Origin of the sequence: Sporolactobacillus terrae, from assembly GCF_019930545.1 — a bacterium.
GTDB classification, from domain to species: domain Bacteria; phylum Bacillota; class Bacilli; order Bacillales; family Sporolactobacillaceae; genus Sporolactobacillus; species Sporolactobacillus terrae.
In genome coordinates this window covers 1,511,843-1,526,262 of sequence record NZ_CP082837.1, presented here as the reverse complement: position 1 = coordinate 1,526,262, position 14,420 = coordinate 1,511,843, and the positions used below count along the sequence as shown (strand labels likewise).

The 14,420-nt window shown below is 45.8% G+C and carries 13 protein-coding genes; 12 read left to right on the top strand and 1 reads right to left on the bottom strand.

Annotated elements, in window-relative coordinates; all coding sequences use genetic code 11:
* The first annotated feature begins 335 nt into the window (after positions 1-335).
* From lepA to mtaB, 9 genes are all read left to right on the top strand, one after another.
* Entirely contained in the window at positions 336-2,159 is a 1,824-nt protein-coding gene (lepA, locus tag K7399_RS07245; protein WP_028976760.1) for a translation elongation factor 4, read from the top strand.
* Positions 2,149-3,294: a radical SAM family heme chaperone HemW gene (gene hemW / locus K7399_RS07240; RefSeq protein WP_028976761.1), complete on the top strand. Its 1,146-nt coding sequence runs from the start codon at positions 2,149-2,151 to the stop codon at positions 3,292-3,294. Before lepA ends, hemW begins: the two co-directional genes overlap by 11 nt.
* Before the next feature lie 105 nt (positions 3,295-3,399).
* A complete protein-coding gene (gene hrcA, locus K7399_RS07235; RefSeq protein ID WP_028976762.1) occupies positions 3,400-4,416 on the top strand; it encodes a heat-inducible transcriptional repressor HrcA in 1,017 nt (338 codons plus the stop codon).
* A gap of 41 nt (positions 4,417-4,457) precedes the next feature.
* Positions 4,458-5,081, top strand: a complete 624-nt coding sequence (gene grpE / locus K7399_RS07230) for a nucleotide exchange factor GrpE (RefSeq protein ID WP_028976763.1) — start codon at positions 4,458-4,460, stop codon at positions 5,079-5,081.
* A gap of 49 nt (positions 5,082-5,130) precedes the next feature.
* Entirely contained in the window at positions 5,131-6,990 is a 1,860-nt protein-coding gene (gene dnaK / locus K7399_RS07225) for a molecular chaperone DnaK (protein WP_028976764.1), read from the top strand.
* 196 nt (positions 6,991-7,186) lie between these two features.
* On the top strand, positions 7,187-8,323 hold the full coding sequence (gene dnaJ / locus K7399_RS07220) for a molecular chaperone DnaJ (RefSeq protein ID WP_128166775.1): 1,137 nt from the start codon (positions 7,187-7,189) through the stop codon (positions 8,321-8,323).
* A gap of 84 nt (positions 8,324-8,407) precedes the next feature.
* Positions 8,408-9,346 carry a 50S ribosomal protein L11 methyltransferase gene (gene prmA, locus K7399_RS07215; protein ID WP_128166773.1) on the top strand — a complete coding sequence of 313 codons (939 nt, stop codon included), beginning with the start codon at positions 8,408-8,410 and terminating at the stop codon, positions 9,344-9,346.
* A 1-nt stretch (position 9,347) separates the two neighbouring features.
* Entirely contained in the window at positions 9,348-10,115 is a 768-nt protein-coding gene (locus K7399_RS07210) for a 16S rRNA (uracil(1498)-N(3))-methyltransferase (RefSeq protein WP_028976767.1), read from the top strand.
* A 2-nt stretch (positions 10,116-10,117) separates the two neighbouring features.
* The gene (gene mtaB, locus K7399_RS07205) at positions 10,118-11,464 is read left to right on the top strand and encodes a tRNA (N(6)-L-threonylcarbamoyladenosine(37)-C(2))-methylthiotransferase MtaB (protein WP_028982545.1); all 1,347 of its coding nucleotides are present in this window, start codon (positions 10,118-10,120) and stop codon (positions 11,462-11,464) included.
* Between the two features lie 13 nt (positions 11,465-11,477).
* Here the strand turns inward: mtaB and K7399_RS07200 are convergent, their stop codons facing one another.
* A complete protein-coding gene (locus K7399_RS07200; protein ID WP_028976769.1) occupies positions 11,478-12,398 on the bottom strand; it encodes a Na/Pi symporter in 921 nt (306 codons plus the stop codon).
* A gap of 240 nt (positions 12,399-12,638) precedes the next feature.
* Here K7399_RS07200 and rpsU point away from each other — a divergent pair, with 240 nt between their 5' ends.
* The 3 genes from rpsU (at position 12,639) to floA (ending at position 14,419) form a co-directional block, all read left to right on the top strand.
* Positions 12,639-12,818: a 30S ribosomal protein S21 gene (gene rpsU, locus K7399_RS07195; protein WP_010025726.1), complete on the top strand. Its 180-nt coding sequence runs from the start codon at positions 12,639-12,641 to the stop codon at positions 12,816-12,818.
* Positions 12,819-12,833: 15 nt separating this feature from the next.
* A complete protein-coding gene (locus K7399_RS07190; RefSeq protein ID WP_128166771.1) occupies positions 12,834-13,280 on the top strand; it encodes a GatB/YqeY domain-containing protein in 447 nt (148 codons plus the stop codon).
* Positions 13,281-13,417: 137 nt separating this feature from the next.
* The gene (floA, locus tag K7399_RS07185; RefSeq protein WP_028976771.1) at positions 13,418-14,419 is read left to right on the top strand and encodes a flotillin-like protein FloA; all 1,002 of its coding nucleotides are present in this window, start codon (positions 13,418-13,420) and stop codon (positions 14,417-14,419) included.
* Position 14,420 lies beyond the last annotated feature (1 nt).

The window sequence follows — 14,420 nt, the reverse complement described above, 5'->3', positions numbered from 1 at the left end:
ACTCTTTAAAAAACGTCCATTCCGGGATTAAACGCGCAGATGCAAGACTCCCGCGAAGCGTTCCCGTTGATCGCAAACCAACGGAGACCCCGTAGGACAAATGCTTGTCCGAGGAAGCTCGCGGTGCGCCCGCGGCAAGCAAGCAACCGAAGCGACAATTCAGCACCGAAAAGACGCGAGACCGTCATACATGGCTGGAGATAATATCCGGGCGCTTTTTGCCCGGCTTTTCTTATGCCTGAATTTTCGCCTTTTGTGTTCGTGATTGAAACGGGTCATGACCATTGATATAATCGAAACTAAGTGATGTTTTTTTGGAAGCAGGAGGAACACTAATGTCAGAGAATCAAAAACAGCGCCAGTCGCGTATCCGCAACTTTTCAATCATTGCTCATATCGACCACGGTAAATCAACACTTGCCGACCGTATTTTGGAGGCGACACAAGCGCTAACCAAGAGAGAAATGAAAGCACAAGCGCTTGATGCTATGGATCTTGAACGGGAACGCGGCATAACGATTAAATTAAATGCCGTAGAATTAACGTATAAAGCGCCGGATGGCGAAGAATACATCTTCCATCTCATTGATACACCGGGCCATGTCGACTTTTCTTATGAAGTGTCACGAAGTCTTGCCGCATGCGAAGGTGCACTGCTGGTTGTTGACGCAGCGCAAGGCGTAGAGGCGCAAACCTTAGCCAATGTGTATCTCGCTTTGGAAAATGATCTCGAAATCATCCCTGTGATTAATAAAATCGACTTGCCAAGTGCAGATCCGGAGCGTGTAAAACAGGAAATTGAAGACGTCATCGGCCTCGATGCCTCTGATGCTGTGCTTGCTTCGGCAAAAGCGGGTATTGGTACCGAAGACATACTCACGCAGATTATTGAAAAGATACCTGCACCATCAGGAGATCCCAATGCACCGCTAAAAGCACTCATTTTTGATTCACTGTATGATGCTTATCGCGGCGTTATCGTTTATATTCGTGTCATGGAGGGATCGGTTCGCGTCGGCGACACCATTAAAATGATGGCGAATGGAAAAACATTTGAGGTGCTCGAAGTCGGCGTCGCTACCCCTAAAATCGAAAATCGTGAGGAATTGTCGGTTGGCGATGTGGGGTTCATCACTGCTTCGATCAAATCAGTACATGATACGCGTGTCGGCGATACGGTGACCAATGCGGACAGGCCTGCGGACCAGCCGCTGCCCGGCTATCGGAAAATGAATCCGATGGTGTACTGCGGACTCTATCCGATTGATACTGCGCGCTATGACGATTTGCGCGAGGCGCTCGGAAGACTGGAACTGAACGATTCTTCGCTACAGTATGAACCCGAAACCTCAGAAGCGCTGGGATTCGGGTTCCGATGTGGATTTTTGGGACTGCTTCACATGGATATCGTTCAAGAACGGCTGGAACGTGAATTTAACATTGATCTGATCGCAACCGCGCCAAGTGTTATTTACAAGGTAAAGTTGAATGACGGGTCAAGTGTGCGGGTTGGCAACCCATCCGAAATGCCGGAGCGCAAGTTCATTCAAGAGATTGAAGAACCGTATGTGAAGGCCACCGTTATGACACCAAATGACTATGTCGGTGCTGTCATGGAATTATGCCAGCGCAAACGCGGCGAATTTAAAACCATGGAATACTTAGATGCGAATCGAACGAATGTGATCTATGATCTGCCGCTGTCGGAGATCATGTACGACTTTTTTGATATTTTGAAATCAAGTACAAAAGGCTATGCGTCACTCGATTACGAGATGGACGGCTACCGGTCAAGCGATTTGGTCAAAATGGACATTTTGTTGAATGGCGAAAAAGTGGACGCACTTTCCGTTATCGTTCATCAGGAGTTCGCTTATGAACGCGGCAAAGCAATCGTAGAAAAATTGAAACAATTGATTCCGCGGCAACAATTCGAAGTCCCGATTCAGGCAGCAATCGGACAGAAGATCATTTCGCGTTCAACGATCAAAGCACTTCGAAAAAATGTCTTAGCGAAATGCTATGGCGGCGACGTCTCACGGAAACGAAAATTGCTAGAAAAGCAAAAAGAGGGAAAGAAACGGATGAAAGCGGTCGGTAGTGTTGAAGTCCCGCAAGAAGCATTCATGGCCGTCTTCAAGATGAGTCATGACGATTAATCCAGCCAAGGTTCGCGGCGCTTACATCCATATTCCTTTTTGCGACCATATTTGCTATTACTGTGACTTTAATAAAGTGTTCATGAAAAATCAGCCGGTCGACGACTACCTTGATGCTTTGGCACAAGAAATGAGTCATTATGCAGAATTTGGACTTCCGCAAACAATCTATATTGGCGGCGGAACACCAACAGCACTGAATGAACGTCAATTCGAGCGGCTGTTCCAAACCGTCCGGAAGTATTTGTTTCATCCTGCGGTTAAAGAATTTACTGTCGAAGCGAATCCGGAAAATCTTAATGAAGCTAAGCTTGAGATCATGAAGCGCTACGGGGTTACGCGTCTCAGTATCGGCGTTCAGACTTTTGATGACCAGTTGCTGAAAACGATTGGACGGGCGCACCAGTCAGATGATGCGGAACGTGCGGTTCGGCTAGCTCAGCGTCACGGGTTTGATAACATAACGGTCGACTTGATGTTTGCACTTCCGGGTCAGACGGAATCGAGCCTTCATGATTCAATGGAGCGAGCTTTACGTTTGGGTACGCCGCACATCTCCATTTATTCGCTGCAGCTTGAGCCGAAAACGATTTTTTATAACCGCATGAAGAGCGGGAGTCTGCGGCTGCCTGGCGAGGATATAGAAGCAGATATGTACGGTCAAATTATTTTGGAACTGGGGCGTTACGGCCTTCATCATTACGAAATCAGCAACTTTGCAAAGCCGGGATTTGAGGGGATCCATAATTCATTATATTGGCAAAATGAAGAGTATTATGGGATGGGTGCCGGCGCGCATGGCTACGTCAATGGAATGCGCTATGCCAATGCCGGCCCGATAAAAAAATATATTGACAGTGTTCGAAAAAATGGTCATTCACGACGTTCGGAGCATGCAGTAACTTTTGAAGAAAAAATGGAAGAAGAAATGTTTCTTGGACTGAGACTGATGAAAGGAGTCAGCATTGACCATTTTAACGATAAATTTGGTCGCCCAATCGAAACGGTATACGGCGATGCGATCGAACGACTGAAGAAGAAAGGACTACTTGCTGAACATGATGGTCGGCTGGCGATGACACAAAGAGGAATCTTTCTAGGCAACGATGTCTTTGGGGCATTCTTAATGTCTTGAAGAAAGAATGTCCGAAAAGATTTGACAAACTGGAATGAAGTTGGTAAATTTTAATGTAGAATTAGCACTCGGATAGATCGAGTGCTAACAGAGGTGATCAACAAGATGTTAACTGATCGTCAATTGTTTTTGTTGCAGCTTTTAGTTAATGACTATGTTGTCTCTGCCGAGCCAGTTGGTTCACGGTCGATTGCAAAACGGGACGATGTTCATTTTAGTCCGGCGACGATCAGAAACGAACTCGCAGATCTGGAAGAAATGGGTTTTCTTGAGAAAACACATCTTTCTTCCGGAAGAGTACCCTCAGAAAAGGGCTACCGTTTTTATGTCGATCATTTGCTCTCTCCGGTTCTGCTTTCTGAAGATGAGGTTGGAAACATTCGACATGCCTATCGGAAGAAGTTTTCTGAGAAGGAAGAATTGATTCGCGTCACAGCGCAAGTTCTTTCTGAATTCACAAACTACACAGCGATTATGCTTGGTCCTGAATTGATGGACATGCGATTGAAACACATCCAAATGGTTAAGCTGAATCAGACGCAAGGGGTTCTGATCATTGTAACCGATACAGGGCATGTGGAAAACAAGATGGTTACTTTTCCTAAATCGATTCGAGCAGAGGACATTGAAAAAATTATTAATATCTTAAATGACAAGCTTGAAAACGTTCCGCTCTATCAGCTTCAAGCGCGGCTAAACAAGGAAATTTCCAACGTCATGCGTCTCCACATTCGTGATTACAATCGTGTGATGAACATGTTGCAGGAAAGTTTGACCATGGACGATCCGGAACAAATTTTCTGCAGCGGCAAGAACAATATTCTTGCACAACCTGAATTTCAAGATGTCAAGAAGATTATTTCTTTGCTTAATGTCCTTGAGGGAAAAGAAATCGTTCACGAGATCATGAGTATGCCGGCCACCGGTTTGCATATTCGTATCGGCCGCGAGAACAAATTAAATGGTATTGAAGATTGCAGCCTGATCACAACGACCTATTCAATGGGCGGGGAGCATCTCGGAACAGTTGCAGTAATCGGCCCAAAACGGATGGCTTATCCGCGTGTGGTGACCTTAATTGACACGGTCTCCAAAATCTTAACCGAAAACTTAACCAAATAAGAGCCTGATCGCGCTCTTTCTATATTTTAGGAGGTGAGCCTATGACAGAACAGGCAAACAAAGATTCACAGAAAATCAATGAAGAAGTTGAAATGGAAACAGACCCACAAACTCAGGCTGCAGAGCCGGGTGAGGGTGCAGAGGAAGATCGTGCACCGGATCAAAATGATGATCAGCGTGACCGTGAGGTGCTTGTTAAGAAGATTGCTGAGCAAACGGCTGAAATCGAAGCGCTTAAGAAGAAAAATGATGAGTTGAATAGTCGCATGCTGAGAACGCAGGCGGACTTTGATAACTTTAGAAAGCGCACGAACAAAGAAAAGACAGATTCTCGCAAATTCCGTGCTCAAGATCTTGTCTCCGATATGCTTGAGATTCTCGATAATTTTCAACGTGCGCTTGCCGTTGAAACGACATCCGAAGACGGACAATCCTTAAAAAAGGGTATGGAAATGGTTTTGTCGAAGCTTGAAGATGCGCTAAAAAAAGAAGGCGTAGAAGAAATTCCGTCTCTGAATCAGCCATTCGATCCGAATGTTCACCAAGCAGTGATGCAGGAAGAGAGTGCAGAGCATGAATCAGGGACCGTGATCCAAGTACTTCAAGCGGGTTATACATTAAACGGACGAGTAATTCGCCCGGCAATGGTGAAAGTCAGCGCCTAAAATCTAGACGTTCAAACTTAATGTTTTTTAATATTAGGAGGAAATGAACATGAGTAAAATTATTGGTATTGACTTAGGTACAACAAACTCCTGTGTGGCAGTGATGGAAGGCGGAGAGCCCGTCGTTATTCCTAACCCGGAAGGAGCGCGTACGACGCCATCGGCAGTTGCTTTCAAAAACGGCGAACGTCAGGTTGGTGAAGTTGCAAAACGTCAAGCCGTGACCAACCCAAATACAATTTTGTCGATTAAGCGCCATATGGGTTCGGATTACAAGGTTGAAGTTGAAGACAAAAAATATACACCTCAAGAAATTTCAGCAATCATTCTGCAAAAATTAAAATCAGATGCTGAACAATATCTTGGCGAAACGGTGGACAAAGCGGTCATCACGGTCCCGGCTTACTTCAACGACGCGCAGCGCCAAGCAACAAAGGACGCCGGTAAAATTGCCGGACTCGAAGTGCTGCGCATTATCAACGAACCAACAGCCGCCTCCCTCGCTTATGGTCTGGACAAAGGCGAAGATCAAACCATCCTCGTTTTTGACCTTGGCGGCGGTACATTCGATGTTTCGATTCTCGAACTTGGCGATGGCATTTTCGAAGTAAAAGCAACGGCTGGAAACAATAAGCTTGGCGGCGATGACTTCGATGAACGAATCATCAAATTCTTAATTGGTGAATTCAAGAAAGAAACAGGTCTCGATCTTTCTGGAGATAAGATGGCTCTGCAGCGTCTGAAAGATGCATCTGAAAAAGCAAAGAAAGAGTTGTCCGGTGTGTCACAAACGCAAATCTCACTGCCGTTTATTTCCGCCGATGCAACAGGTCCAAAACACTTGGAAACAACGCTTACTCGTGCAAAATTTGATGAGCTGACCGCAGATCTCGTTGAAGATACAATGGGTCCAGTTCGTCAGGCTCTGTCTGATGCCGATATGACGATGGACGATATCAGCAAAATTGTTCTTGTCGGCGGATCAACACGTATCCCGGCCGTTCAGGCAGCAATCAAAAATCTGACGGGAAAAGAACCAAGTAAAGGGGTCAACCCTGATGAAGTTGTTGCCGTTGGTGCTGCCATCCAAGGCGGCGTGCTGACCGGTGATGTGAAGGATGTTGTTCTGCTGGACGTTACGCCGTTGTCCCTTGGAATTGAAACGATGGGCGGCGTGTCCACAAAACTGATTGAACGTAATACAACGATTCCGACAAGCAAGTCTCAAGTATTCTCAACGGCGGCAGATAATCAAACTGCGGTTGACATTCATGTCCTTCAAGGGGAACGCCAGATGGCTGCGGACAACAAGACACTCGGTCGTTTCCAATTGACCGATATTCCACCGGCTCCACGGGGTGTACCGCAAATCGAAGTAACCTTTGAAATTGATGCAAACGGTATTGTGAACGTTAAAGCAAAAGACAAAGGGACAAACAAAGAGCAATCCATTACGATCAAGTCATCTTCAGGTCTGAGCGATGATGAGATTGACAAGATGGTTAAAGACGCAGAAGCGAATGCAGATGCGGATAAGAAACGCAAAGAAGAGGTTGATCTGAGAAACGAAGCCGATCAGCTGATCTTCTCAACTGAGAAAACGCTGAACGAACTTGGCGATAAGGTCGATGCTTCTGAAAAATCTAAGGCAGAAGATGCCAAGGATAAGCTGAAAAAAGCACTTGAAGGCAAAGACGTTGAAGCAATCAAATCAGCGAAAGATGCCCTCAATGAGCTTGTTCAACAATTGTCTGTAAAACTGTATCAACAAGCACAGCAACAAGCTCAGGGTGCACAAGGTGCGGAAGGCGCAGCAAAAGGAAGCAAGAAAGATGACGATGTTGTTGATGCAGATTATAAAGAAGTGGATGACGAAGATAAAGACAAAAACAAGAACAAGAAGAACTGATCTGCAGCTTCTTATTTTGTCGCCTTTTACCTTGATCGGCATATTCTAAAAAAGAATCGACCTGATCTGTCGATGAAAGCGTGTAATTCAAGAAAGTCGAAGTCGGACGCGGGTTCTGGCTTTGGCTTTTTCTTGCTTAAACAGGGATACGAATGATATGATTAATTTTATGTGAAATCATTTCGGGAGTGATTTGATGAGTAAACGGGATTATTACGAAATCCTCGGCGTCAGCAAAGATGCATCTAAGGATGAGATTAAAAAAGCATTTCGAAAATTAGCGCGTAAATACCATCCCGATGTCAATAAAGATCCGGGTGCACCGGAAAAATTCAAGGAAGCTACCAAGGCTTATGAAATATTAAGCGATCCGCAAAAGCGTGCGCAATATGATCAATTTGGTGAAGCAGATCCAAATCAAGGCGGATTTGGCGGCGGTTTCGGAGGTCAAGGATTTGGTGGTGCTGATTTCGGTTTCGGCGATATTTTTGATCAGATCTTTAATGGCGGCTCAAGACGGCGTGATCCAAATGCGCCGCGCCAAGGCGCAGATCTTCAATACGAAATGTCGCTGACCTTTGAAGAAGCAGCGTTTGGGAAAACGACGAACATCCGCATTCCTAAAGAGGAAACCTGTACAACTTGCCACGGTTCAGGTGCAAAACCGGGAACAAAACCGGAACAATGTGCCCACTGTCATGGTACAGGACAGTTGAATCAGGAGCAGAATACGCCGTTTGGTCGGGTTGTGAACCGGCGCGTCTGCCCATACTGCAAAGGTACGGGTAAATCAATTAAGCATCCGTGCAGTACGTGCGCGGGTACCGGCAAAATGAAGGTGAACAAAAAGATTGAAGTCAAAGTTCCGGCAGGCATTGATGACGGGCAGCAAATTCGTTTGTCCGGTCAAGGTGAATCAGGAGTAAACGGCGGACCTTCAGGAGATCTCTACATTGTATTTGCGGTTAGGCCGCATAAATATTACCAGAGATCCGGTGATGATGTGTTGCTCGATGTTCCAGTGTCCTTTGCACAGGTTGCGCTGGGCGATGAAATCGAAGTACCAACCCTTCATGGTAAAGTGAAACTTAGAATCCCTGCCGGTACACAGACAGGCACAAAATTCCGCCTCAGAGGAAAAGGAATTAAAAATGTTCGCGGTTATGGACAAGGCGATGAACGGGTAACCGTAAAAGTTGTGACACCGAAACATATATCTGAGGAACAAAAGAGTTTGTTTAAGAAACTGTCGGCACTTGACGGTAACGAAGTCGACGATAGCGATGCAAGTTTTTTTGATAAAATGAAGAAAAAAGTATTCAAGGGCGACTAATGCCTGTTTCTTTTCTCTGAATACAATAGCTTGATATCGGCTGCATTTTTCAACTTTTTATTAAGGAGCGATTCCACAAACGCGATGAGATGGTCGGAAATTTGTATTCATACAACTGAGGAAGCGATCGAATCGGTCACGAATATACTCTATGAGGCGGGCGCAGGCGGCGTTGTTATTGAAGACTCCCAAGATCTGCGGCAGCTTGCTGGATCAGATTCAAGGTATTCACTAGATCCGGCCGATTACCCGATTGACGGGGTAAATGTTAAAGCATATCTGCCGATAAACAGTTTTCTCGGTGAAACGGTTGAAGAAATCAAACAATCGCTGAACAATTTAGTGTTGTATGATATTGACTTGGGGGACGGACAGGTTACACTCAGTGAGCACAATGAAGAAGAATGGGCAACCGCATGGAAAAAATATTATAAACCGGTGGAAGTCGGCCGCTGGTTCTACATTTCGCCGACGTGGGAAAGCTTCGAGCCGAGGAATTCGGAGCGACAGGTCATTGAGCTTGATCCAGGGATGGCTTTCGGTACCGGGACACACCCGACCACTGTGCTATGCATTGAGGCACTTGAGAAGTATCTGCCTAACCAAGCAAGCGTTCTCGACGTCGGCACCGGCACCGGCGTACTGTCCATTGCGGCAGCAAAATTAGGGGCAGACGAGGTCATGGCTGTAGATCTTGATGCTGTAGCTGTACAGTCGGCCAAGATCAATGTCAAGCTGAATCATGTTCAAGATGTCGTCAAGGTACGCCAAAACAATCTATCGGATCACGTTACAGGAACCTATCAGATTGTTGTTGCCAATTTGCTTGCTGAGTTGGTCATTCGTCTTGCCGAGAGCGGCGTTGGTGAGCGTCTGGACGATGGCGGCCGTCTCATTGCATCAGGGATTATTAAACAGAAAAAAGCACAAGTCGTTCAGACGCTTTCAAAGAACGGTCTTCGTGTGATTGATTCAATGGAATCCGGCGATTGGGTTGCGTTGATTGCCGAGAAGGCGGAATAAGATGCAGCGTTATTTCATTAATGCCGATCAGTTTAGCGATCATAGGGTAACCATTACCGGTGATGATGCGCACCATATTCAGAAGGTCATGCGTATGAAACCCTCTGACCTAATCCTGTGTGCGAATAATAAAGGTGCTGTTTATCTATGTGCAATTGAATCCTTTGCAGAGGGCAGCGTGCAAGCACTGATCAAAAGTCGGCAATGCGTAGATTCTGAACTGCCCATTCATGTCACCATTGCACAGGGCATTCCTAAAGGTGATAAATTTGAAACGATTATTCAAAAAGGAACAGAATGCGGAGCACGCTGTTTTGTTCCTTTTCAGGCTGATCGCTGCGTTGCGCTGTGGAAAAAGAACAAGGCGGATAAGAAACGGCTCCGCCTTGAAAAGATAAGTAAGGAAGCGGCAGAGCAGTCGCACCGTCGCTTTATTCCTGAAATCCGTGAACCGATGAATTTGGATCAGTTGATCGCGTTTAGTGCGTCATTTCCATTTAAAGTGGTTGCCTTCGAAGAAACTGCGAAAGCAGGACAACAGGCATGTTTTCCGACTGTACTAAAAGAAATGACTGCCGGAGATTCCTTGCTTGCTGTCGTTGGTCCAGAGGGTGGCTTGACGGCTGAAGAAGCAGATACTTTGAAGAATCATGGCTTCGCTCTGTGCGGACTCGGCCCGCGAATTTTAAGAACGGAAACAGCAGCATTGTACCTTTTATCGGCGATCTCTTATCATTTTGAACTTTTACAATGTGGGGTGGATGAATAAAAATGCCTTCAGTTGCTTTTCACACATTAGGATGCAAGGTTAATCATTACGAAACGGAAGCGATATGGCAGCTTTTTAAAAATCAGGGCTATGAACGTGCTGAATTTGAAAAACATGCGGATGTCTACATCATTAACACATGCACGGTAACCAATACCGGTGATCAGAAGAGCCGCCAAACGATTCGCCGAGCGATTCGAAGCAATCCGGAGGCAGTGATCTGCGTTACCGGCTGCTACGCGCAGACCTCGCCGGCTGAGGTGATGTCTATCCCAGGCGTCGATATCGTCGTCGGCACTCAGGACCGCAATCGTCTGCTTGGCTTTGTCGAGCAGTACCGAAGAGACCGGGAACCGATCAACGGGGTAAGCGACATCATGAAAGCAAAGGTGTATGAAGAACTTGATGTACCAGCATTTACGGATCGGACACGCGCATCACTCAAGATTCAGGAAGGATGCAATAATTTTTGTACTTTCTGCGTGATTCCTTGGGCGCGCGGGCTCCTGCGTTCACGGACGCCTGAAAATGTGATGAAACAAGCACAGCAGCTGGTTGATGCCGGATACAAGGAGATCGTCCTGACCGGGATACATACTGCCGGCTACGGAGAAGACATGGAGAATTATAATTTCGCTCAGCTGCTCCGTGATCTGGAGAGCAACGTGGTTGGTTTGAAGCGGCTTAGAATTTCTTCAATTGAAGCAAGTCAAATCACCGATGAAGTGATCGATGTTGTCGGTCGTTCAAAGGTTCTTGCCCGCCATCTCCATATTCCATTGCAAGCAGGATCCGATACCGTTTTGGAACGGATGCATCGTAAATATAAAACAGAATTTTTTGCGAAGAAGATTGCGCTGCTGCGTGAAGCACTTCCCGATTTTGCGTTGACTTCCGATGTTATTGTTGGTTTTCCTGGCGAAACGGATGAAGAATTCGAGCAGACCTATGCCTTTATCCGCGACCTGCATTTTTCAGAGCTTCATGTTTTTCCCTATTCAAAACGAACCGGTACACCGGCTGCTGGGATGAAGGATCAAGTGCCGGATGAAGTCAAGCATGAGCGGGTCAATCGTTTGATTGAATTATCAAATAAGCTGTCGGCAGAGTATGCGGCAAAATATGAGCAACAGGTGTTGGAGGTTATTCCTGAAGAACCTCTGAATCATCATGAAGAAGATGGCTACTTTGTTGGCTTCACAGACAACTATTTGAAGGTGAAGTTCAAGTATCCGTCTAACGATATTGTAGGTAAACTTGTCCGTGTCAAATTAGTGAAAACAGGCTATCCAATCAATGAAGGCGAGTTCGTTCGCGTTCTAGATCCGAACTCAGCAACGCTGGCCTAACTTAGAAATGGGTTTATAAGCGGTGCCGCTCAACCCAGCGGCCGTATGGACCGGCTAGAGGTACAGCGATTAAACCGGTAACCAGATTAAAGATAACCGATGCGTGCGCAAGAGCCGTCTTGCCACTGCCGCCCAGCATCATCGTGTAATCGCCCATAAAATGGATAAATGGGAAAAAAGCGACAACGCTCAACACATTAAACAGAATATGCGTGTAGGCGGTCCATCGGCCTTCACGCCCTGTGCCAAGACTTGCAAGGTAGGTGGTCAGGCAAGTACCCACATTAGAGCCAAGCATAATGGCAATTGCAGCAGGCAAAGTGAGTATGTTGTGGTCAAGAAAACCCATGCAGACAAGCAAGGTGGCGGAACTCGATTGAATAATCGCAGAAAAAAGTGTGCCTACGATGACGGCGTAAAGCATGCTTCCATTGGCATCGACTAACAGGTCGCGAACAAAGGGCGATTGAGTCAAGGATTCAGCGAGCGAACTGAATCCGTTCATCGATGCGAAAAGGCAGCCGATTCCAAATAAAAAAGAGCCGAACGAAAAAAATCGTTTGAACGGCAGACACATCATGAGCAAACCGGCGGCGAAAAACACATAATGAAGTGATCCGATGGGCAGTGCAGCAATTTCACCGGTCATCGTCGTACCGATGTTTGCGCCAAGAATAATGCCGACGCTCTGCGAGAAATGCATAGCCTGTGCGCCAATTAATCCGACAGTGATAATCGTAACTGCTGAACTGCTCTGCAGAAGCATCGATGCCAGTGTCCCAATAATCAGACCTCTCATTGGCGTGCTTGCTGCACGTTCCAATGTGTTGCGCATGCGACGACCGACGAGTGCATTCATGCCTCCGGACATGACGCCCATTCCGAGCAAGAAAAGTAAGATATATAAAATAAAAGCAACGACTTGATGATTCACTTTGATCACCTCGTCCTATTCTATGGACAAGGCAAGGAATGAATGACAAAAATGATTCCAATTGCAAGTGAATTTCGTTGTTTCCGATTTTTTTTCGTACGCGCGAACTGTAATTTAGCGCTGACTGGAAAAAAAAGCATTTCCTCATTTGATAATTTGTTTTCTATCGTATATAATGGCTATTGACATAAAAGAGATGTCATTTGAATTGTTTTCGTTTTTGGAGGGAGGGAAACAAAGATGGTCGAGACACGAGTTCGGAAGAATGAATCGATTGAAGATGCGCTTCGACGTTTTAAACGGTCGGTTTCGAAATCCGGTACATTAGCGGAAGTTAAGAAACGGAGAAATTACGAGAAACCAAGTGTTAAGCGTAAGAAAAAATCTGAGGCTGCGCGTAAAAAACGCCGCAGATACTAAGAAGGAGCACGGCAAATGAGCCTTGTTGATCGTTTGACTACAGATATGAAACAAGCGATGAGAGCGCGAGATAAGGAAAACCTCTCGGTCATTCGCATGATTAAAACATCGCTGCAGAACGAATCGATCAAACTAGGTAAACCATTGTCCGATGACGAGGCACTGGCAGTCCTGACCCGAGAGCTTAAGCAGAGGAAAGACTCCCTCCAAGAGTTTAAGAATGCAGGGCGTCAGGATCTTGTTGATGAAGTCACCAGTGAAATTGCAATTGTCCAAAAATATATGCCTGAACAATTTTCTGAAGAAAAAGTTGAGGCGATTATAGATGAAACAATTTCGGAAGTCGGTGCCGCTTCTAAAGCAGATATCGGCAAAGTGATGAAAGCGATAATGCCTAAGGTAAAAGCCCGGGCAGATGGCGGTATGGTCAATAAAATCGTGCGCAGTAAATTAAGTGAATAAAAGTAAAAACTCTGTTTGGTCTTAGTGAACAAACAGAGTTTTATTTATGTGCAAGATTTTAAAAATAATTCATGGTACGATAGATGTTGAAGATGATACATGGCGTAACAATCTAAGAAAGACAGGAGATGAGATTAATGTTAGACGCTTCAACAGTGAGTGTTTTAATTATCGCGGCTCTGCTGATCATTGCAATTGTCGTGCTGTTTACGTTTGTCCCGGTAATGCTATGGATTTCAGCACTGTCATCAGGTGTTCGAATTAGCATATTCACATTAATTGGTATGCGATTGAGGCGTGTTATTCCAAGGCGTGTGATTGATCCGTTAATTAAGGCGACAAAAGCGGGGCTTGATCTACACACCAATCAATTGGAAAGCCACTATCTGGCTGGAGGAAATGTCGATCGTGTGGTTAACGCGCTGATTGCGGCTCACCGCGCAAATATTGATTTGACTTTTGCTCGTGCAGCAGCAATTGATCTTGCCGGAAGAGATGTTCTTGAAGCTGTGCAGATGAGTGTTAATCCTAAGGTTATTGAGACCCCTTATATTGCCGGTGTGGCGATTAATGGGATTGAAGTTAAAGTCAAGGCAAGGATTACGGTTCGTGCGAATATTGACCGTCTCGTCGGCGGTGCCGGTGAAGAAACGGTGATCGCTCGTGTCGGAGAGGGTGTCGTCAGCACAATTGGTGCTTCGTCAACGCATAAAGATGTATTAAAAAATCCGGATACCATTTCAAAGACTGTTCTTGAAAAAGGTCTGGATGCCGGAACGGCTTTTGAAATTCTATCGATTGATATAGCGGATGTGGATGTCGGCAAGAACATTGGTGCCTTTCTGCAGACCGAGCAGGCAGAAGCAGACAAAAACATTGCACAGGCCAAAGCCGAAGAACGGCGTGCCATGGCTGTGGCAAATGAACAAGAAATGCGTGCGCGTGTCGAAGAAATGCGTGCCAAGGTTGTCGAAGCGGAATCCGAAGTACCTCTGGCCATGGCTGCTGCGCTGAAATCAGGTAAGCTTGGTGTCATGGATTATATGAACTACAACAATATTAAGGCTGATACAGAAATGCGCCATTCCTTCGGTAAACAGGAGAACAGCGACAATACGTCAGGCGACGAGTACAAGTAAT

Coding starts and splice junctions, on each gene's coding strand:
- lepA (WP_028976760.1), top strand. CDS start 336: ATGTCAGAGAATCAAAAACAGCGCCAGTCGCGTATCCGCAACTTTTCA.
- hemW (WP_028976761.1), top strand. CDS start 2,149: ATGACGATTAATCCAGCCAAGGTTCGCGGCGCTTACATCCATATTCCT.
- hrcA (WP_028976762.1), top strand. CDS start 3,400: ATGTTAACTGATCGTCAATTGTTTTTGTTGCAGCTTTTAGTTAATGAC.
- grpE (WP_028976763.1), top strand. CDS start 4,458: ATGACAGAACAGGCAAACAAAGATTCACAGAAAATCAATGAAGAAGTT.
- dnaK (WP_028976764.1), top strand. CDS start 5,131: ATGAGTAAAATTATTGGTATTGACTTAGGTACAACAAACTCCTGTGTG.
- dnaJ (WP_128166775.1), top strand. CDS start 7,187: ATGAGTAAACGGGATTATTACGAAATCCTCGGCGTCAGCAAAGATGCA.
- prmA (WP_128166773.1), top strand. CDS start 8,408: ATGAGATGGTCGGAAATTTGTATTCATACAACTGAGGAAGCGATCGAA.
- K7399_RS07210 (WP_028976767.1), top strand. CDS start 9,348: ATGCAGCGTTATTTCATTAATGCCGATCAGTTTAGCGATCATAGGGTA.
- mtaB (WP_028982545.1), top strand. CDS start 10,118: ATGCCTTCAGTTGCTTTTCACACATTAGGATGCAAGGTTAATCATTAC.
- rpsU (WP_010025726.1), top strand. CDS start 12,639: ATGGTCGAGACACGAGTTCGGAAGAATGAATCGATTGAAGATGCGCTT.
- K7399_RS07190 (WP_128166771.1), top strand. CDS start 12,834: ATGAGCCTTGTTGATCGTTTGACTACAGATATGAAACAAGCGATGAGA.
- floA (WP_028976771.1), top strand. CDS start 13,418: ATGTTAGACGCTTCAACAGTGAGTGTTTTAATTATCGCGGCTCTGCTG.